Raw genomic sequence first — 19,094 nt, 5'->3', positions numbered from 1 at the left:
CGACGGGTTTCGCCAGGCCGGCTGCCGCGCACTCACCGCGCACTGTTACTCAGGACTATTCATGGCTCACTCCAGCACCTCCAGCGCTAACGCAGCGGGCAGCCGGTTCGCGCCGGGGCGCGCCCGCGACATCGTGTGCCTCGGCCGGCTGGCCGTCGATCTGTACGCGCAGCAGGTCGGCGCGCGGCTCGAAGACGTGTCGAGCTTCGCGAAGTATCTCGGCGGCTCGTCGGCGAACATCGCGTTCGGCTGCGCGCGGCTCGGGCTTGACGCAGCCATGCTGGCGCGCGTCGGCAACGATCACATGGGACGCTTCCTGACCGAAACGCTCGCGAAGGAAGGCTGCGACGTGAGCCACGTGCGCATCGATCACGAACGGCTGACCGCGCTCGTGCTGCTCGGCCTGAAGGACCGCGACACGTTCCCGCTGATCTTCTACCGCGAGAACTGCGCGGACATGGCGGTCGACGAGGCCGATTTCGACGAGGCGTTCATTGCGTCGTCGAAAGCGCTGCTGATCACCGGCACGCACTTTTCCACCGCACAGGTCGATCGCACGAGCCGCCGCGCGCTCGAATACGCGCGCCGCAACGACGTGCGCACCGTGCTCGACATCGACTACCGCCCGGTGCTGTGGGGGCTCACGGGCAAGGCCGACGGCGAGACGCGTTTCGTCGCGAGCGAAGGCGTCAGCGCGCATTTGCAGCGGATTCTGCCGCTGTTCGATCTGGTGATCGGCACCGAGGAAGAGTTTCGCATCGCCGGCGGCAAGACCGACCTGCGCGATGCGCTCGCGATCGTGCGCGCCGTGACGCCGGCCACGCTGGTGCTGAAGCGCGGGCCGCTCGGCTGTCAGATCATCGACGGCGAGGTGCCTGCATCGCTCGACGCTGCGCCGATTCATGGCGGCGTCGAAGTCGAAGTGCTGAACGTGCTCGGCGCAGGCGACGCATTCGCTTCCGGCTTCCTCTCAGGCTGGCTGCGCGATCAGCCGCTCGAGGCCTGCGCGCGCGCCGCGAATGCGAGCGGCGCGCTGGTCGTATCGCGCCACGGCTGCGCCCCCGCGATGCCGACCCCGGCCGAGCTCGACTACTTCCTGCGCGAAGCGAAGGCCGATCCGCAGCGCATGCGCCGGCCCGACCGCGATGCGAAGCTCGCCAGACTGCATCGCGTTTCGCCGGCGCGTAAAGCATGGCGCGAAGTGCTCGGTTTCGCCTTCGATCATCGCAACCCGTTCTTCGAACTCGCGCAGCAGACCGGCGCCGACGAAGCGCGCATTGCCTCGTTGAAGGGCTTGTTCGTCGAAGCGGTCGCGCAGACCGAGCGCGCATTGAACCTGCAGGGACGCATCGGCGTATTGATCGACGACCGCTATGGTCAGGACGCGCTGAATGCCGCGACCGGCCGCGGCTGGTGGATCGGCCGTCCGGTCGAGTTGCCCGGCTCCGTGCCGCTCGTGTTCGATCATGGCCGCTCGATCGGCACCACGCTGATCGCGTGGCCGCAGGAGCACGTCGTCAAATGCCTCGTGCAGTTTCATCCCGATGAGCCGATCGAGCAGCGGCTCGAACAGGAGGCGCAACTGCGCGCGCTGTATGACGCGACCCAGGCCAGCGGCCACGAACTGCTGCTCGAAGTGATTCCGCCGAAGCATGCGTCGCTGCCGCAGGGGCCGGACATCGTGTATCGCGCGTTGAAGCGCCTGTACAACCTCGGCATCTACCCGGAGTGGTGGAAGCTCGAACCGATGGACGCCGCGCAATGGCAGGCCATCGACGCGCTGATCGCCGAGCGCGATCCGTATTGCCGCGGCGTCGTGCTGCTCGGTTTGTCGGCGGCGGTCGAGCAGTTGAGCAAGGGCTTTCGTGCGGCCGCACAAGCGGCGACGTGCCGCGGCTTCACGGTCGGCCGCACGATCTTTCACGAACCGAGCCATGCGTGGCTCGCCGGCGAAATCGGCGATGACGAACTGATCGCGCGCGTGCGCCACACGTTCGAAACGCTGATCGCCGCGTGGCGCAGTGCGCGCGGCGAACCGACGGCGCATGGCACACCTCATCACGCTCATCAGGAGCAGGCCGCATGAACGAGGGCATCATGCATGACGACACTCCATCCACCAGCGGCGCGCCGCAAGCGCCCGTCCGCACCGGCGGCACGATTCGCCTGACGATGGCACAGGCGCTGGTGCGCTATCTGGCCGCGCAACGCGTCGCCAGCGAAGACGGCACCAGCGTCGAACCGCTGTTCGGCGGCGTGTTCGCGATCTTCGGCCACGGCAACGTCGCGGGCATCGGCGAGGCGCTGTATCAGCATCGCGACGCGCTGCCCACGTTCCGGGCGCACAACGAGCAGGCGATGGCGCACAGTGCGATCGCTTATGCGAAGGCGCACTTTCGCCGCCGCATGATGGCCGTGACGACATCGATCGGCCCCGGTGCGACCAATCTGCTGACCGCGGCCGCGCTCGCGCACGTGAACCGTCTGCCGGTGCTGCTGCTGCCCGGCGATATCTTCGTGTCGCGTGCGCCCGATCCGGTACTGCAGCAACTCGAGGATTTCAACGACGGCGGCGTATCCGCGAACGACGCGTTCAAGCCGCTATCGCGCTACTTCGATCGCATCGTGCAGCCCGCGCAATTGCTGAGCGCGCTGCCGCGCGCGATCCGCGTGCTGACCGATGCCGCGTTATGCGGCGCCGTCACGCTCGCGTTGCCGCAGGACGTGCAGGCGCAGGCATGGGACTTTCCGGAGGACTTTTTCACGCCGCGCGTCGTGCGTATTCATGCACCCGCGCCGCGTAGCGACGATCTCGACGCCGCGTGCGCGCGCTTGCGGCACGCAAAGCGGCCACTGATCGTCGCGGGCGGCGGCGTGCTGTACAGCCGTGCGGCCGATACGCTGCACCGCTTCGCGAGCGCGCATGGCGCGCCCGTCGCGGAATCGCAGGCCGGCAAAAGCTCGCTCGCGTGGAACGATCCGCTGAATGCGGGCGCGCTCGGCGTGACCGGGTCGCCCGCCGCCAATGCGCTCGCGCATGACGCCGACTGCGTGCTCGCGCTCGGCACGCGGCTGCAGGACTTCACGACCGGCTCGAATACGCTGTTCACGCAAGCCGACGTGATCGCGATCAACGCGAATGGCTTCGACGCGCTCAAGCATCGCGGCTTCGTCGTCGAAGCCGATGTGAAGCTCGCGCTCGATGCGCTCGCCGGGCCGCTGCAAGGCTGGCACGCCGAGCGCGCGTGGACCGCGCGCGCGCACAAGCTCGCGGCCAGTTGGCGCGACACCGTGCAAACGCTCACGCATGCACCGCAACGCGACGCGGTGCTGCCCTACGAGGGCGACGTGATCGGCGCGGTGCAGCGTTCGAGCGCGCGCTCGCCGGCGGACGACATCGTCGTCTGCGCGGCCGGCACGCTGCCCGCCGAGCTGCACAAACTGTGGCGCGCGGGCCGGCCCGGCGCGTATCACGTCGAATATGGCTACTCGTGCATGGGCTATGAGATCGCGGGCGGCCTCGGGGTGAAGCTGGCGCGGCCCGAGCGCGAGGTGATCGTGATTCTCGGCGACGGCAGCTATCTGATGATGAACAGCGAGATCGCGAGCTCGGTGATGCTCGGCAAGAAGCTAATCGTCGTCGTGCTCGACAATCGCGGCTTCGGCTGCATCAACCGGCTGCAACAGGCTTGCGGCGGCGCACCGTTCAACAATCTGCTCGACGATTGCGCGCACGGCCCGGAAGGCGTGCCGCGCGTCGACTTCGCTGCGCATGCGCGCGCGCTCGGCGCGCAAGCCGAACATGCGCGCAATCTCGCCGAACTCGAAGCGGCGCTGCAACGCGCACGGGCGGCCAAGGGCACGTACGTGATCAGCATCGACACCGACCCGGCTCGCACCACCGAAGACGGCGGCTGGTGGTGGGAAGTCGCGGTGCCCGAAGTATCGACGCGCACCGAAGTGCGCGACGCCCGCGCGAAGTACGACGCGCAACTCGCGGCGCGCGCGGCGCCATCCGCACCGCCTTCGCCGCCACAGGGCGCCGATCAAGACTGAGAACCATGGGGACTTCGGCATGACTGCTTTCGACGTACGCATCGGCATCAATCCGCTATCGTGGATGAACGACGACCTGCCGTCGCTCGGCGGCGAGACGCCGCTCGAAGTCGCGCTGACCGAGGGTCGCCAGATCGGCTATCAGGGCTTCGAGCTCGGCAACAAGTTTCCCCGCGAGCCGCAAGCGCTGAAAACGCTGCTCGCGCAATACGACCTCGCGCTCGTGTCCGGCTGGTACTCGGGACAATTGGCCAAACGCGGCGTCGCGGAAGAAATCGACGCGGTCGGCCCGCATCTGGAATTGCTCGCGCAAAACGGCGCGACCGTGATGGTGTATGGCGAAGTCGCCGATTCGATCCAGGGCGCGCCGCGCCCGCTGTATCAACGGCCGCGCTTTTTCAGCGACGCGCAATGGGCCGATTACGCGGCACGCGTCGATGAATTCGCACGCTATACGCTGAGCCGTGGCGTTCGGCTCGCCTATCATCATCACATGGGCGCGTATGTAGAAACGCCAGCCGACGTCGATCAGTTGATGGCGCGCACCAGCGACGCGGTCGGCCTGCTGTTCGACGCCGGGCACATCACGTTCGCGGGCGGCGATCCGGTGGCCGTGCTCGACAAGCACATCGCGCGCGTTTGTCACGTGCACTGCAAGGACGTGCGCCCCGCCGTGATGAAGCTCGCGCGCAATCGCAACTGGAGTTTTCTCGATGCGGTGATCGCCGGCGCGTTCACGGTGCCCGGCGACGGCGCGGTCAATTTTCCGGCGCTGATCGACCGGCTGAAGCGGCATGGTTATTGCGGGTGGCTCGTCGTCGAGGCGGAGCAGGACCCAGTGGTCGCGCCGTCGTTCGATTATGCGCAGAAGGGGTACGGAACTTTGCGGGCGCTCGTCGATGCGCCGCTCGGCAAGGAGGCAGCATGAGCTTATTGGTAAAGGCAGAGCGCGAAGGCCAGACGATCGCGCGCGTCACGCCGCAGTCGGCCTGCTGGCGCTATGTAGGATTCGCCGCGTACCGGGTCGGCGCGAAAGAACTCGTGTACGTGTTCGAGCCGGCGCGCGAAACGTGCATCGTCGTGCTGAGCGGCGCGGTCGATATCGAAACGCCGGATACGACGTGGAGTTCGCTCGGTTCGCGCGACAGCGTGTTCGAAGACGCGGCGCCGTACGCGGTGTATCTGCCGCCGAACGTGCGCGCGACGGTGCGCGCGAACCGCGACGCGGAAATTGGTGTCGCTAGCGCGCCGGCCAAGGGCGAGTATCCGGCGCGGCTGATCGAGCCGGCGTCGATGAAGCGCTCGACGCGCGGCAAGTCGCTGAATACGCGCTACGTGTGCGACATTCTTCCGCAGACGGAACCGGCCGAGTCGTTGCTGGTGGTCGAAGTGAGAACGCCGGGCGGTCACGCGTCGAGCTATCCGCCGCACAAGCACGACACCGACAACATTCCGCACGAAAGCTCGCTCGAAGAAACCTATTACCACCGGCTCGATCCGCCGCAAGGCTTCGCATTTCAGCGCGTGTACACCGACTCGCGCGATATCGACGAATCGATGGCCGTCGAGGATCACGACGTCGTGATGGTGCCGCGCGGCTATCACCCGGTCATCGTGCCGTATGGCTACGACTCGTATTATCTGAATGTGATGGCGGGCAGCCAGCGGGTCTGGCATTTCCATAATGATCCGGCACACGAGTGGATCATCAATAAGGATGCTTGACCATTCGTGACTCGACGCGGTCGGCCTCGACGCGGCGGGCCCGTCAGGGCCCTGCCCGTCACACCGCCAGGTTGGCGGGTTCACCGCGCACGAAGCGTTCGATATTGCCCATCAGCTGATCCGCCAGGCTTCGCTGCGCCTCATCCGAAGCCCAGGCCACATGCGGCGTCACGATCACATTCGGCCGCCCGGCGATCCGCATCAATGGATTGTCGGCCGCGGGCGGCTCGCCTGACAGCACGTCGAAGCGTATCCCGCTGATCAGCGCATCATCGAGCGCGCGCACGAGCGGCCCGAGTCCGTCGCGGTCCTTGTGGCCGGCGAACAGCGGCCGCATGCCGAACGCTTTCGCGATCTCGGCCACCCGCTGCCTCTGTCTTGAGAGCCTGCTGCTCGCTCAACGCGATCTGTAAACCGGGACACTCGTCGCACCGTTGGGACTCGATGGGTTGAAGGTAAACGGCTAAACGCTGAACCCTGCTCAGATCGCGCGCGGATCTGCCCCAAGCTGTAAAGCTTTCAGGAGTGGCTATTCGGGGGGCTTCGGGCGGGCTGAAGCGTCTGCCGGGATTCTTTGCTCAATCAAACGCAATGCCCCTTTTGGCCGTCGTGCCGACGGAATATCCGACGTCGCGCGCTTCCCCGCATTAACAAGCAGTTCTGTCGACATACCAACCCCTCATCTCAGACTCGGCTTATTTTGTTTCTATCTCAAAAATCTAAACTGAACTCAGTTTCAGAGATTTAGCAGAAGACGCGGAAGACGCTTCAGGTTGATCTGGGCATTGCAGGTTGTTTCTGTTGCCTCAAGCCTGCTAGCACGTTATTGCCCCTGTTTCCATAGCTGATATTAGAAGGCCAGATAAGGGCGACGACAATCTTCGATTACTTCGCAGACCTACCGTTATGTCGAACTCCGATAGGAATCACATCATGAACAAGTCCTACATCAGCATCTGGAATGAAGCGCTCGGATCGTGGGTGGCAGCTTCCGAGAATATGTCGGCGCGCGGTAAGCGAAGCAAGTCACGGACTGTGGCCGGAGCGATCGCCACTGCGGTTGTGCTTGCAGGAGTGTCGGGTACCGCCGCATCAGCCGTGATCGGCACACCGGTTGAGGCGACCAACGGGACCTACACCGGAACGGACACGGATTCCGCGTCTGCCACAGCCCCGGACTCCGTCGCGGTGGGTGCCGGGGCGACTGCATCGGCGCAGGGGACAACAGCGGTCGGCGGGGCTAGCCTTGCGGACGCGCTGAATGCAACTGCGATTGGCATTCAGGCGACCGCGTCCGGGGAGGCTTCGAATGCTATTGGCTGGCACTCGATGGCTTCCGGAAGTGGCAGCAATGCAATCGGCCAATACGCGAACGCCGCTGGCGACTGGAGCATGGCGCTTGGTTACGAAGCGGACGCGACGAATTACATGTCCACAGCCATCGGCACGTTGGCGGCCGCGAATGCGGATAATTCCGTGGCGTTGGGCGCGTACTCGGTCGCCGATCGCGCGGATGTGGTGTCGGTTGGCAACGCAGGGGCCATGCGGCAGATCACGAATGTGGCGGCCGGCACACAAGACTCGGACGCGGTCGTCGTGTCGCAGCTCAGGAACGTGAGCACGGCGCTCGGTGGCGGTGCAGCGGTCAATGCAGATGGTTCCATCGCGGCGCCTGCCTACAACGTGGGTGGTACGGCGGTCGACAACGTCGGCGATGCGATCATCAACCTCGATGGCCGCACCACGCAGAACACGTCGCAGATCACGAGCCTGTTGAATGGCTCGGCCGGTCTGATGCAGCAGGATGCGAGCACCCGTGCCATCACGGTGGCGAAGGACATGGACGGCACGGTGATCAACGTGGCGGGCACCGCGGGCACTCGTACGGTGACGGGCGTGGCCGCCGGCGCGGTGAGAGCGGCGAGCGCGGACGCGGTGAACGGTGGCCAGCTGTACGGCACGGCGTGGAGCACGGCCAAAGCACTGGGTGGTGGTTCGATCGTGCTTGCGGATGGCTCGATCAGCGCGCCGAAGTTCAGCGTGGGTGGCTCGACGGTGTATAGCGTGGGCGAAGCCGTCACCAACCTCGACGTTCGCACGACGCAGAACACGGAGGACATCGCACAGAACACGACCAGCATCACGAACGTGCAGAACCAGCTTGCTGACGGCACGGTGGGTCTGGTGCAGCAGGACGCGAACACGCGCGACATCACGGTGGCGAAGGACATGGACGGCACGGTGGTGAACGTGGCGGGCGCGGCGGGTAACCGCACGGTAACGGGCGTGGCGAATGGCGCAGTGAACGCATCGAGCGTTGACGCGATCAACGGCAGCCAGCTGTACGGCGCGGCATCGAGCACGGCCGAGGCACTGGGCGGCGGTTCGACCGTGAACGCAGACGGTACGCTCAGCGCACCGAGCTACAGCGTAGGCGGCGCGACGGTGCACAGCGTAGGCGATGCCGTCACGAACCTCGACGGTCGCACGACGCAGAACACGGAGGACATCACGAAGCTGCAGACCCAGGTGGGCGATGTCGGCACCCAGTTGTCGGCCGCGGTGCAGTACGACCGTCGCGCTGACGGCTCGGTGAACCTCGGTGCCGTGACGCTGGGTGGAGGCCAGAGCACGGGTCCGGTGATCCTGACCAACGTGGCCAACGGCACGAGCCAGTACGACGCGGTGAACTTCGGCCAGTTGTCGGCGTTGCAGGATCAGGTGACGGATCTTAACGGGCAGGTGTGGAATCTGGGCAGCCAGCTGTCCAACGTCCAGCCGGGCAGCTCGAATTCTGATGCCTCGAATGGTTCGTCTTCGGGCGGCGGCAACGACGCGGTGGTCAACGCAGCAGCGCCGGGTATCGGTGCGGCCAGCACGGTGGCTGGAGCGGGCGCGGCAGCCTCGGGCGACAACGCGACGGCAGTCGGCGCCAACGCAGCGGCAAGCGGCGTCAACTCGACGGCGATCGGCACGGACTCGCAGGCTGCCAATGCGAACTCGGTGGCGTTGGGTCAGGGTTCGTCGACGGACCGCGACAACTCGGTGTCGGTGGGTTCGGCCACGCAGCAGCGTCAGATCACCAACGTTGCAGCGGGTACGGCGGACACGGATGCGGTCAATGTCGGCCAGATGAACAGCTCGGTTGCCCAAGGCGTGCAGCAGGCCAACAACTACACAGATCAGCGTATCAACGCCACCAACCAGGCAATCAACGACGTCGCGAAGAACGCTTATGCAGGCATCGCAGCGGCAATGGCAATGCCGAACATGACGCCGTCGGGTCCGGGCAAAACGATCGTCGCGGCGGGAGGCGCGACTTATAAGGGTGGTAGCGCAGCAGCAGTAGGCGCCACGTATCGCTCGAGAAATAACAAGTGGCTCGTCAACGCTGCGATGTCGGTCACTTCAACTGGCGATGCAGGTGTACGGGCGCAGGTTGGCTACGAGTTCTGATAGCCATGTAACGCAAAAAGCAGGAGACCGGTCAGTCGAATAGTTGTTGAGCGAGTGTGTGGAAGGAGTCTTGCCGTTCCTGGCAAGACTCCTTTTTTATTTGGTGCGCCCAACATGGGCGCATTCCTGCGGGTGCAAGTTCCGGCATCAGCTAGTCTGCGCTCGAAAAGTCCCGCATCAGCCCACTCCGAGCCACTCCCGCATCACATCGTCACGCGATAAAAACGACGCAAGCGAGCCGTCGAACACGATCTCGCCATGCCCCATCACCGCGACTCGGCTCGCGAGGTCCTGCGCGATCACGAGCCGCTGCTCGATCAACAGGATCGCGACACGCCGTTCGCGCAATGCGTGCAGACAATCCGCGACCTGCCGCATCACGAGACTCGCAAGCCCTTCGCCGGGCTCGTCGATCAGCAGAAGATCGGGGTCTCCGAGCAGAGCTCGCGCGAGCGCCAGCATCTGTTGCTCGCCGCCCGACAGCGCGCCGGCACGCGTGCGCTTGCGCTCGGCGAGCACCGGGAACAGCGCATACGCGTCGTCGAGCGTGAAGCGCGGCGCGCGCCCGCGCGCACGCGATGCTGCAACTGGCGCAATGCCGAGCAGCAGGTTTTCATGGACACTCAACGCGGCGAACACATCGCGATGCTCGGCCACGTAGCCGAGCCCGAGCCGCGCAATCTCGAACGTGCGCAGACCCGCGAGCGAGCGCCCCGCGAAGCGCAGTTCGCCCTCGCAGCGCACGAGGCCCATGATCGCGCGTGCGAGCGTCGAGCGGCCTGAGCCATTGCGGCCGACCAGTGCGACCACTTCGCCGGGCTCGATGCTCAGCGTGGCGCCGTGCAGCGCCTGGCTCGCGCCGTACCACGCGTTCAGGTCGCGAATGTCGAGCAGCGCGCTCACCGGCCTGCCCCGATGTCCGGTTCATCACCGGCCCGAGCGCCTGAGCCCGGATGGAAGCGCTCACCCAGATACGCGGCCCGCACCGCCGCGTCCGCGCGAATCGCGGCCGGCGACCCGCTCGCGATGATGCGCCCCTGCACCAGCACCGAAATCCGATCGGCGATCGCGAACACCGCGTCCATGTCGTGCTCGACCATCAGCAGCGTGCGGCCCGCGGTGGTGTCGCGGATCAGCTCGATCGCACGGGCCGCCTCGGCGCGGTTCATGCCCGCCGTCGGTTCGTCGAGCAGCAGCGTGTGCGCGCCGCCCGCGAGCGCGATGCCGAGGTCGAGCGCGCGCTGCTCCGCGTAGCTGAGCGTGCCGGCCGCGACGTCGCGGCGCGGGCCGAGGCCGACCGCGTCGAGCACCGCGGCAGCGCGCGCATCGATCGCGGCGGCGCCGCTCAGACGCTGCCACCAGCGCGTACGATCGCGCTCGGCAAGCTGCGCCGCGCAACGCAGGTTGTCGAACACGGACAGCCGCGCGAACACGCTGGTGCTCTGGAAGCTGCGCGCGAGGCCGCGGCGCGCGATCGCGGCCGGCGCGAGCCGCGTGATGTCCGCGCCGAACAGATGGATACGCCCCGCGCTCGGCCGCGCGCCGCCGCCGATCAGGTTGAACAGCGTCGATTTGCCCGCGCCGTTCGGGCCGATCAGCGCGTGCCGCTCGCCGGGTTCGATGGCGAGATCGACGCCGCGCAGGACCGGCGTCGCGCCGAAGCGCTTTTCGATGCCGTAGAGCGCGAGTGCGGGGATCATCGTGCCGCTCCGGAGGATCGTGCCGCGCGTGCGTGCGCGGTGACGCGTGCATGCGCGCGCAGCGCATGGCGTGTGGACAACGTAGCCAGGGCAGCGAGCGCAACGAGTGTCAGCGCCAGAGGAAGCGGCGACAGCGTAGGTGCGACGGTGACATCGGTACCCGCACCGGCGCCGAACAATGCGCTAAACGCCGCGCCTTCGTCCGCCCCGAACTGCGCCGCATAGGCCCACTGCACCGCGATCACGATGGCCGCGAGCCACAGCAGCCCCGCCGCCGCACTCCACAGATAGGCGGCCCGGCAACCTCGCCAGCCATAGGCCGCAATCCGCGCCACCTGCCGCGACGCAAAGCCAGCAAGCCCGTCCGGCGCGGCCATCACGACGACGACAAAGAACAGCCCGAGATAGAACAACCACGCCCGCGTGACACTCGCGACCACCACGCTGAAAAACGTCAGCACGATCGCTCCCGCGACCGGCCCGAAGAACACCGCCGTGCCGCCGATCACAGTCGCGATCAGCACCGTGCCCGAGCGCACCATGCCGACGCTCTCGGTCGACACGAGTTCGATATTGATCAGCCCGAGCGTCCCCGCGATGCCCGCGAAAAACGCCGACAGCACGACCACGCGATAGCGAACCCGGCGCGGATAGCAGCCGATCGCCGCCGCGCGCGCCGGGTTGTCGCGCACCGCGTTCGCGAGCCGCATGAACGGCGTGCGCGAGAGCCCAAACATCGCGACACTCGCGACGACGCACCACAGCGCGATCAGCGCATAGGCCTCGCGCGCCGGACCGAAGCTCCAGCCGCCGAGGAGCGGCCCGCTCGCGCGATCGATCGCGACGCCCGCCTCGCCGCCGAACCAGCCCGGCAGCGTCCATGCGGCCGCGACGACGAGCTCGCCGAGACCGAGCGTGATCATCGCGAACGCAGTGCCGGCACGGCGCGTCGCGACTAAGCCGAACAGCACACCGCACAGCGCGCCGCCGATGCCGCCGACCAACGGCAGCAGCACGAGCGGCACGCCGGTCGCGTTGAACACGCGCGCGGCGACCAGCGCGCCGAGCCCCGCATAGGCGGCATGTCCGAACGACAGCAGCCCGGTCTCGCCGAGCAGCAGGTTGTACGACAGCGCGAACACGATCATCGTCGCGCTTTGCGCAAGGTAGGCGAGCAGCCAGCTGTGCGGCCAGATGAAAGGTGGCACGGCCAGAAAGGCGACGAGCCCGAGCCAAGGCGCGAGCGCGCGGCCGGGCCTGCGAGGCGGCACCCCGCCTTCCACCGCATCTGACGACCCACTCCGCTTAAGCATGATCGTCACGCCGTCCGAACAGCCCGCGCGGCCTCGTCGCCAGTACCGCGACGAGCAGCAGGTACGGCAGCAGCGGCGCGACTTGCGCGAGCGTCAGCGCGTCCCACGCGGGCGGCAGCACCGCGCCGACGAGCGACACCGCGTCGCCCAACGACAGATCGCTCGCGACCGCCAGCGTCTGCAAGCACCCCACCAGCAGCGACGCGACCAGCGCCCCGCTCAGCGACCCGAGCCCGCCGATCACGACCACGACGAACACGATCGAGCCGAGCGACTCCGCCATCGCCGGCTCGATCACGAACAGCGGCGCGCCGATCACGCCAGCCAGCGCGGCGAGCGCGGTGCCGGCGGCGAACACGCCGGTGAACACGCGCGGCACGTTGTGGCCGAGCGCTTCGACGGCCTGCGCATGCGTGAGCGCGGCGCGCACGATCAAGCCCGTCTTCGACACGCGCAGCATGGCGACGAGCGCGGCGAGCATCGCGAGCGACACCGCCATCATGAACGCGCGATAGCGCGTGAAAATCGCGCCGTACAGCGAGAACAGCGGACCGTCGAGCACGGCCGGAATCCTCGCCGACAACGGACCGAGTCCCCAGCCGAGCTTGACGAGTTCGCCGAGCAGATACGCGGCGCCGAACGTCAGCAGCAGTTCGGGCAGGTGACCGTGCCCGCGTACTCGCCGCAGCAGCCAGCGCTCGAGCGCCGCGCCGAGCAGACCGACGACGAGCGGCGCGACTACCAGCGCGCTCCAGAAACCGGCGCGCGCCGCCACCGAAAAGCCGACGTACGCGCCGAGCATGTAGAAGCTCGCATGCGCGAAGTTGAGCACGCCGAGCATGCTGAAGATCAGCGTGAGCCCGGCCGACAGCATGAACAGCAACAGCCCGTAGCTCAGGCCGTTGAGCAGAGTGATGATGAACGACTGCACGCGTCTAGTCCGCCGGCCCAGCGACGCACAAAGGTTCGAGCGCCGCGCGCAGTTCTGCGGGCAGGTTCACCGGCCGGCGCGTCGCGCGATCCACGTAGACGTGCACGAAATGCCCCTGCGCGGCGGGCGCGGCGTCGCCGTCGCGGAACAGTCCCACCTCGTAGCGCACGCTCGACGTGCCGAGCCGCGCGACGCGCAAGCCCGCGTCGACGCGATCGGGAAACACGAGCGGCGCGAAGTAGTTGCACTGCGTCTCGACGACGAGCCCGATCGTCGCGCCGTGCTCGAAATCGAGCACGCCCGCGCGGATCAGATACTCGTTCACGACGGTGTCGAAATAGCTGTAGTAGATGACGTTGTTCACGTGGCCGTAGACGTCGTTGTCCATCCAGCGCGTGGTGATCGGCAGGAAGTGCGGATACGCGGCGCGGCCGGCGGGGGCGGGTTTGTTCATCGGACGTGGCGGTTGGTGGATGCGAGGAGGCAGGGCTCGGTCACAAAGACTCGGTCAGCATGCGGCGATAGTCGTCGGCACTCGCCTCGCGCGGATTCGTGCGATGGCAATGATCGAGCAGCGCGCCCTGCACGACCTTGTCGAACATGCTTTCGTCGACGCCCATCTGCCTGAGGCCGGTCGGCAGGCCGAGTCGCGCGGTCATGTCGAACAGCGCCTGCGCGAGATCCGCATGCTCGGGCACCCCCATCACGCGACGCATGCGCGCATAGCGACGCTCGGCCACCACGCTCGGCGCGCGCTCGTTGAAGCGCAGCACCGCGGGCAGTACGACCGCGTTCAGCGTGCCGTGATGCAGCGACGTGCGGCCGTTCACCTTTAAACCGCCCAGCGGATGCGACAGCGAATGCACACAGCCGAGGCCCTTCTGGAACGCCATCGCGCCCTGCATCGACGCGCTCATCATGTTCAGGCGCGCTTCGCGATCGCTGCCGTCCGCGCACGCGCGCTCGATGCTGTGCCACGCGCGTTCGAGACCGTCGAGCGCGATGCCGTCGGCGGGCGGATTGAAGGCCGGCGCGAGGAAAGTCTCGATGCAATGCGCGATCGCGTCCATGCCGGTCGCCGCGGTGAGCCCCGGCGGCAGGCCGAGCGTGAGACCCGGATCGCACAGCGCCGATTTCGGCAGCAGACTCCACGAATGAAACCCGAGCTTGCGGCCGTCGTTCAGGATCACGATCGCGCCGCGCGCGACTTCGCTGCCGGTGCCGGCCGTGGTCGGAATCGCGATCAACGGCGCGACGGCGTCGGTGATCTTCGCGCTGCCGCCTTCGATCGTCGCGTATTGCGTGAGGGGTCCCGGATGCGTGGCCGCGATCGCGACGCCCTTCGCGAGATCGATCGACGAACCGCCACCCACCGCGATCAGCCCGTCGCAGCGCTCGTCGCGATACACCTGGGCCGCCGCGAGCACCTTTTCCTCGGTCGGATTCGACGGCGTGTCGTCGAACAGCGGCACGTCGCCGAGCTTCAGCGCATCGAGTGCCTGCCGCGCGATGCCGGCCGCGACGACGCCCTTGTCGCTGATCACCAGAGGCCGCTCGATGCCGATGCGCGCGCACTCGGACGACAGTTGCGACAGTGCGTCGTAGCCCAGATGAATATGGGTCAGGTAGTAGATGTAGGCCATGCCGTTGCTTCTCCCTGAGCGTGCGCTCATTGACCGCTGATTGACGTGGATGAACGATTCGGTGATGCGTCGATGGCTGTGCTGTGGGCTGTTTCTATGTTCTCTGCGTTGTCTGCGTGCTGGCCAATGTTGCGGCTCCGTGGGCGCAGCGCTTCACAGCCCCGGACGCTCGACGAATTCGAACGGCAAATTGCGGCGCCGCATCCATTCGCCGAGCGCTTGCCCCGTGCCCGCGCGCCAGGGTCGCAGCTTCGCGGGCTCCACGAGCCGGTATTCGAGCAGTTCGGGCGACAGCGCGATCGTCCCATGCGCCTTCACGTGATACGCGATGATCAGCTCGTTCTTGCGGATGAATTCGTACACGCCGATCAGCTCGACCGACTCCGTATGCAGCGAGGTCTCCTCCATCACTTCGCGCGCGATGCCCTGCTCCGGTGTCTCGCCGTTTTCAAGGAAGCCGGTGATGAGCGCGAACCTCCCCTCGGGCCATGCGGCATTGCGCGCAAGCAGAATCTTGCCCTCGTACTCGACGATCGCGGCGACGACCGGCAGCGGATTATTCCAATGAACGTAGCCGCACTCGGTGTCGGGACAGATCTGACGGACGCGGCCACCGTCGTGCTCGGGGTCGGTGCGTTCGGTCAGAGGCTTCGCGCAGCGGGGACAGAATCGGTACTCGGTCATGGCGGGGGACGTCTCGTTGTTTCGTGTTTTTTGGCGGGTCGTAGTGGAGTGGCTTTGCGTGTGTGCCGACTGGTGCGTCGAGGCGCCGGTGCTCGCTCAGGTTCCGGCATCATCACGCGTCCTCGATCACGCGACGCACAAGTCGCGCACGTCGGCGGCGAAACGCTCGACCGTTTCGGGCTGCGTGTCCCACGCGCACATCAGCCGGCACCCCCCCGCGCCGATGAACTCGTAGAACTTCCAGCCACGCGCGCGCATCGTCTTCGCGGCATGCGGCGGCAACTGCGCGAACACCGCGTTCGATTCACTCGGAAACATGATGCTCACGCCCGGGATTTCCTGCAACCGCGTCTCCAGCAAACGCGCCATCGCGTTCGCGTGACGCGCATTGCGCAACCACACGTCGTTGTCGAGCAGGCCGAGCCACGGCGCGGAGATGAAGCGCATCTTCGATGCGAGCTGCCCCGCCTGCTTCAGGCGATAAGCGAAATCGTCGGCGAGCGCGCGGTCGAAGAACACCACCGCCTCGCCAACTGGAAGACCGTTCTTGGTGCCACCGAAGCACAGCACGTCGACGCCCGCGCGCCACGTGATTTCCGACGGATGCACGTCGAGCGCGGCGACCGCATTCGCGAAACGCGCGCCGTCCATGTGCACCTTCAGATGACGGCGCTTCGCGATCGCCGCGATCGCGCGCACTTCCTCGACGGTGTAGACGGTGCCGACCTCGGTCGACTGCGTCAGCGTGACGACCTTCGGCTTCGGATAGTGAATATCGGCGCGCCGCGTGACGATGGACTCGATCGCATCGGGCGTGAGCTTGCCGCCGATGCCCGGCGCCGTCAGCAGTTTCGAGCCACCTGAAAAGAACTCAGGACCGCCGCATTCGTCGGTCTCGATGTGTGCCAGGTCGTGGCAGATCACCGAGTGATACGACTGGCACAACGACGCGAGCGCGAGCGAATTGGCCGCCGTGCCGTTGAACACGAAGAAGACTTCGCAATCGGTCTGAAACAGGTCGCGCAGACGGTCGCAGACCTGGTTGGTCCAGGAGTCGTCGCCGTAGGCCGGTTCGTGCCCGCTGTTGTTGGCGGCGATCAGCGCGTCGAGCGCTTCGGGACAGATGCCGGCATAGTTGTCGGACGCGAAATGTTGCATGGTCGAGCGACGCGCCCGGCGACAGGCGCGAGGGAATGACGGAAAGCGGTCATTTTAGTGCGCTCGTGCGAGATTTGTTTTCGGTGCTAGTTGCAACCGCAATCCGGCATGCGACCCCGGCGCGGTCCGCGCGGCACGCGCATCACCGCGATCAGCCCTGCCGCCCCCGCCAGCAACGCGCCCGCGGCGAGCCACAGCGCCAGCGAAAACGATCCGGTGTGGGCGGCAATCGGCGCGGCCACCAACGGACCCGCGATCTGTCCGATGCCGTAGGCCGCCGTCGCATAACCCATCAGCCCGGCCGCGTCGTCGCCGCGCAGCCGCCGCGCCTCGCGCATCGCGAATAGCGTGATCGCGGTAAACGGCAGGCCGATCAGGATGCTGCCGAGCGAAAAACCGCCCGCCGTCGGCCACACGATGCCCAACGCGATGCCGATTGCCTGCAGCACATACGATCCCGCGAGCAGCGTGCGGTTGTCCCAATGCAAGGGCAAACGCGCGGCGAGCAACGCGCCGACGATCAGCGCGGCACCGCACATCGGCCAGAACAGGTCCGGCCATGCCGAGCCCGGCAACGCGTGGCGCGCGATGACCGGCAGAAAGGTCGCGGTGATGATGTAGCCGAAGCCCGGGATGCCGTAGAGCAGCACCAGCCAGAATGCGTCGGCACGGCTCGTCTGAACGCCGGCCGTACGGGGCGGCTGGTTTGCGGCAGCGCGTGATCCGGTGGCGGATTTTGCGGTCGAGGAGCTCGCAACGGCAGGCTTCGCCGCCCCCACGCGCCGCGTCTCCCCGAACACCGGCCACACCAGCACGGTCAGCACCGCGCCGATCAACGCAAAGCCGATCCATCCGACCACCGCGCCATAGCCGCCCGCGACGCTGACCAGCAGGCCGGTCCCGACGATGCCCACGCCCGGCCCGGTGTAGATGACCCCGCTCCACTCATTTGCGCCGAGTTCGGCGAGCCGCCGCAAGCCCCACTGCGACGCGAACACGAAGGTCCACGCGCTGACCGCGCCGGCGACGAAGCGCACCAGCGCCCAAGCCCAGAACTGGCCCGTGACGCCCATCGCGAGCGTCAGCAGCACGGTCGCGGCGAGTCCGACGCGTACCATGCGCGCGGGCTCGGCCCGCAGCGCCGCGCACGTCATTGCGCCGACGAAATAGCCGGCGTAATTGAACGACGCGAGCCAGCCGCCATGCTGGATATCGAGGTGCGGCTGGCCGAGCGCGGCGCCGTGCAGCATCAGCGGCAACAGCGGCGTAAAAGCAAAGCGCCCGATCCCGAGCGCGACGGCCAGCGCGGCCATGCAGGCGAGCGCCGCGCGCCGGCCCGCGTGCGGTTCGTTGAAGCGCGAGTACGCGTGGGAAACAAGGTCGTTCATGATCGGACGGTCGAGCAGCGATGGAGTGAATCCATATTAGCTTGACCTTTCAATCACCAAAAATGAATAATTAGGATGTCATTCATCGCCGGGAGAGAATCATGGATCTGGCCGCTCTGACCATTTTTCGCGCGGTCGTACGCGAAAACGGCGTGACGCGCGCCGCGGCAAAGCTCAATCGCGTGCAATCGAACGTGACCACGCGCATCAAGCAACTCGAGGAGCAGCTCGGCACCGAGCTGTTCATCCGCGACGGCCGCCGGCTCGTGCTGACGCCGGCCGGCGAGACCCTGCTGCCCTACGCCGAACGGCTGCTCGCGCTCGCCGACGAGGCGCGTCACGCGGTGCGCGAGGATCGCCCGAGCGGGCGTCTGCGCCTCGGCACGATGGAAAGCGTTGCGGCGACGCGTCTGCCGGCCCTGCTCGCGCAATATCACCAGCAATGGCCGGCCGTCGAACTGGAGCTGGAGACCGGCACGACCGGCAGGCTGATCGAGCGCGTGCGCGAATTCGAGGTCGATGCGGCGCTGGTCGCGACGCCGCTCGACCCCGCGACGCTCGGCGATGTGTTCGAGACCGTGCCGATCTTCCGCGAGGAACTCGTGATGCTGACGCCGCGCGGCCATCGGCCGATCCGCGAAGTGCGCGACATCGCGCTATCGACGCTGATCGCGTTCGAGCGCGGCTGCGCTTATCGCGCGTATATCGAGAAGTGGTATCTGGAGCACGGGGTGCGGCCGGAGCGCGTGCTGGAGCTCGGCTCGTATCACGCGATCGTCGCGTGCGTGGCGGCCGGCGCGGGCGTCGCGGTCGCACCGCGCTCGGTGCTCGATCTGCAGCCCGACACGAGCAATATCGCGGTGCACGAGTTGCCCGATATCGGCATCATTGACACGCTGCTGGTGTGGCGACGCGGGCATTTTTCGTCGGCGCTCAATGCGTTGCGGCGCGCGCTGGTCGCGTCGCAGGAAGGGACGGCCGACGGGGATGCGACGGCGCCCGTGGATACGAATGCGGTCTGATCGTTGAATCCGCCGCGC

At 66.9% G+C, this 19,094-nt stretch carries 16 protein-coding genes; 6 read left to right on the top strand and 10 right to left on the bottom strand.

Annotation, left to right across the window (positions count from 1 at the left end; all coding sequences use genetic code 11):
- Positions 1 to 61 precede the first annotated feature (61 nt).
- From G5S42_RS17900 to iolB, 4 genes are read left to right on the top strand one after another with little or no spacing between them, the layout of a single operon-like run.
- Positions 62 to 2,086: a bifunctional 5-dehydro-2-deoxygluconokinase/5-dehydro-2-deoxyphosphogluconate aldolase gene (locus tag G5S42_RS17900; RefSeq protein WP_176108001.1), complete on the top strand. Its 2,025-nt coding sequence runs from the start codon at positions 62 to 64 to the stop codon at positions 2,084 to 2,086.
- Positions 2,083 to 4,056, top strand: coding sequence for a 3D-(3,5/4)-trihydroxycyclohexane-1,2-dione acylhydrolase (decyclizing) (gene iolD, locus G5S42_RS17895; RefSeq protein WP_176107999.1), 1,974 nt, complete (start codon positions 2,083 to 2,085; stop codon positions 4,054 to 4,056). Before G5S42_RS17900 ends, iolD begins: the two co-directional genes overlap by 4 nt.
- 19 nt (positions 4,057 to 4,075) lie before the next feature.
- Positions 4,076 to 4,984: a myo-inosose-2 dehydratase gene (gene iolE / locus G5S42_RS17890; protein WP_176107998.1), complete on the top strand. Its 909-nt coding sequence runs from the start codon at positions 4,076 to 4,078 to the stop codon at positions 4,982 to 4,984.
- Positions 4,981 to 5,781 carry a 5-deoxy-glucuronate isomerase gene (gene iolB / locus G5S42_RS17885; protein WP_176107996.1) on the top strand — a complete coding sequence of 267 codons (801 nt, stop codon included), beginning with the start codon at positions 4,981 to 4,983 and terminating at the stop codon, positions 5,779 to 5,781. Before iolE ends, iolB begins: the two co-directional genes overlap by 4 nt.
- Before the next feature lie 58 nt (positions 5,782 to 5,839).
- On the opposite strand, the gene G5S42_RS17880 is transcribed toward iolB, so the two are convergent.
- Positions 5,840 to 6,145: an NAD(P)-dependent oxidoreductase gene (locus G5S42_RS17880; protein ID WP_376776882.1), complete on the bottom strand. Its 306-nt coding sequence runs from the start codon at positions 6,143 to 6,145 to the stop codon at positions 5,840 to 5,842.
- Between the two features lie 569 nt (positions 6,146 to 6,714).
- On the opposite strand from G5S42_RS17880, the gene G5S42_RS17875 reads away from it, so the two are divergent.
- Complete coding sequence (locus tag G5S42_RS17875; RefSeq protein WP_176107994.1) at positions 6,715 to 9,237, top strand: YadA-like family protein; 2,523 nt, start codon at positions 6,715 to 6,717, stop codon at positions 9,235 to 9,237.
- A 177-nt stretch (positions 9,238 to 9,414) separates the two neighbouring features.
- Here G5S42_RS17875 and G5S42_RS17870 read toward each other — a convergent pair whose 3' ends face one another.
- The 9 genes from G5S42_RS17870 to G5S42_RS17830 all read right to left on the bottom strand — a co-directional run bounded on the left by G5S42_RS17870 (position 9,415) and on the right by G5S42_RS17830 (position 18,054).
- Positions 9,415 to 10,140, bottom strand: coding sequence for an ABC transporter ATP-binding protein (locus G5S42_RS17870; protein WP_176107992.1), 726 nt, complete (start codon positions 10,138 to 10,140; stop codon positions 9,415 to 9,417).
- On the bottom strand, positions 10,137 to 10,937 hold the full coding sequence (locus G5S42_RS17865; protein WP_176107990.1) for an ABC transporter ATP-binding protein: 801 nt from the start codon (positions 10,935 to 10,937) through the stop codon (positions 10,137 to 10,139). Before G5S42_RS17865 ends, G5S42_RS17870 begins: the two co-directional genes overlap by 4 nt.
- Positions 10,934 to 12,250, bottom strand: a complete 1,317-nt coding sequence (locus tag G5S42_RS17860) for a branched-chain amino acid ABC transporter permease (protein ID WP_217709914.1) — start codon at positions 12,248 to 12,250, stop codon at positions 10,934 to 10,936. The genes G5S42_RS17865 and G5S42_RS17860 overlap by 4 nt, the downstream gene beginning before the upstream one ends.
- On the bottom strand, positions 12,243 to 13,181 hold the full coding sequence (locus G5S42_RS17855; protein WP_176107989.1) for a branched-chain amino acid ABC transporter permease: 939 nt from the start codon (positions 13,179 to 13,181) through the stop codon (positions 12,243 to 12,245). The genes G5S42_RS17860 and G5S42_RS17855 overlap by 8 nt, the downstream gene beginning before the upstream one ends.
- Before the next feature lie 4 nt (positions 13,182 to 13,185).
- Complete coding sequence (locus G5S42_RS17850) at positions 13,186 to 13,635, bottom strand: acyl-CoA thioesterase (RefSeq protein WP_176107987.1); 450 nt, start codon at positions 13,633 to 13,635, stop codon at positions 13,186 to 13,188.
- A gap of 40 nt (positions 13,636 to 13,675) precedes the next feature.
- On the bottom strand, positions 13,676 to 14,824 hold the full coding sequence (gene gbd / locus G5S42_RS17845; protein WP_176107986.1) for a 4-hydroxybutyrate dehydrogenase: 1,149 nt from the start codon (positions 14,822 to 14,824) through the stop codon (positions 13,676 to 13,678).
- Positions 14,825 to 14,977: 153 nt separating this feature from the next.
- The gene (locus tag G5S42_RS17840) at positions 14,978 to 15,508 is read right to left on the bottom strand and encodes an NUDIX domain-containing protein (RefSeq protein ID WP_176107984.1); all 531 of its coding nucleotides are present in this window, start codon (positions 15,506 to 15,508) and stop codon (positions 14,978 to 14,980) included.
- A 126-nt stretch (positions 15,509 to 15,634) separates the two neighbouring features.
- Complete coding sequence (locus tag G5S42_RS17835) at positions 15,635 to 16,666, bottom strand: threonine aldolase family protein (protein ID WP_176107982.1); 1,032 nt, start codon at positions 16,664 to 16,666, stop codon at positions 15,635 to 15,637.
- An 86-nt stretch (positions 16,667 to 16,752) separates the two neighbouring features.
- The gene (locus G5S42_RS17830; RefSeq protein WP_176107981.1) at positions 16,753 to 18,054 is read right to left on the bottom strand and encodes a YbfB/YjiJ family MFS transporter; all 1,302 of its coding nucleotides are present in this window, start codon (positions 18,052 to 18,054) and stop codon (positions 16,753 to 16,755) included.
- A 101-nt stretch (positions 18,055 to 18,155) separates the two neighbouring features.
- On the opposite strand from G5S42_RS17830, the gene G5S42_RS17825 reads away from it, so the two are divergent.
- Complete coding sequence (locus tag G5S42_RS17825) at positions 18,156 to 19,076, top strand: LysR family transcriptional regulator (RefSeq protein WP_176107979.1); 921 nt, start codon at positions 18,156 to 18,158, stop codon at positions 19,074 to 19,076.
- The last annotated feature ends 18 nt before the right edge of the window (positions 19,077 to 19,094 follow it).

It is taken from the genome of Paraburkholderia youngii (assembly GCF_013366925.1).
Lineage (GTDB): Bacteria > Pseudomonadota > Gammaproteobacteria > Burkholderiales > Burkholderiaceae > Paraburkholderia > Paraburkholderia youngii.
The sequence above is the reverse complement of the archived record's forward strand: the minus strand, read 5'-3'. Positions and strand labels throughout refer to the sequence as shown.

Excerpts from the sequence above, each read along its gene's own strand:
- iolE (WP_176107998.1), top strand. The coding sequence starts at position 4,076 with ATGACTGCTTTCGACGTACGCATCGGCATCAATCCGCTATCGTGGATG.
- G5S42_RS17865 (WP_176107990.1), bottom strand. The coding sequence starts at position 10,937 with ATGATCCCCGCACTCGCGCTCTACGGCATCGAAAAGCGCTTCGGCGCG.
- iolB (WP_176107996.1), top strand. The coding sequence starts at position 4,981 with ATGAGCTTATTGGTAAAGGCAGAGCGCGAAGGCCAGACGATCGCGCGC.
- G5S42_RS17875 (WP_176107994.1), top strand. The coding sequence starts at position 6,715 with ATGAACAAGTCCTACATCAGCATCTGGAATGAAGCGCTCGGATCGTGG.
- G5S42_RS17825 (WP_176107979.1), top strand. The coding sequence starts at position 18,156 with ATGGATCTGGCCGCTCTGACCATTTTTCGCGCGGTCGTACGCGAAAAC.
- G5S42_RS17900 (WP_176108001.1), top strand. The coding sequence starts at position 62 with ATGGCTCACTCCAGCACCTCCAGCGCTAACGCAGCGGGCAGCCGGTTC.
- G5S42_RS17850 (WP_176107987.1), bottom strand. The coding sequence starts at position 13,635 with ATGAACAAACCCGCCCCCGCCGGCCGCGCCGCGTATCCGCACTTCCTG.
- iolD (WP_176107999.1), top strand. The coding sequence starts at position 2,083 with ATGAACGAGGGCATCATGCATGACGACACTCCATCCACCAGCGGCGCG.
- G5S42_RS17835 (WP_176107982.1), bottom strand. The coding sequence starts at position 16,666 with ATGCAACATTTCGCGTCCGACAACTATGCCGGCATCTGTCCCGAAGCG.
- G5S42_RS17830 (WP_176107981.1), bottom strand. The coding sequence starts at position 18,054 with ATGAACGACCTTGTTTCCCACGCGTACTCGCGCTTCAACGAACCGCAC.
- G5S42_RS17860 (WP_217709914.1), bottom strand. The coding sequence starts at position 12,250 with ATGCTTAAGCGGAGTGGGTCGTCAGATGCGGTGGAAGGCGGGGTGCCG.
- G5S42_RS17840 (WP_176107984.1), bottom strand. The coding sequence starts at position 15,508 with ATGACCGAGTACCGATTCTGTCCCCGCTGCGCGAAGCCTCTGACCGAA.
- gbd (WP_176107986.1), bottom strand. The coding sequence starts at position 14,824 with ATGGCCTACATCTACTACCTGACCCATATTCATCTGGGCTACGACGCA.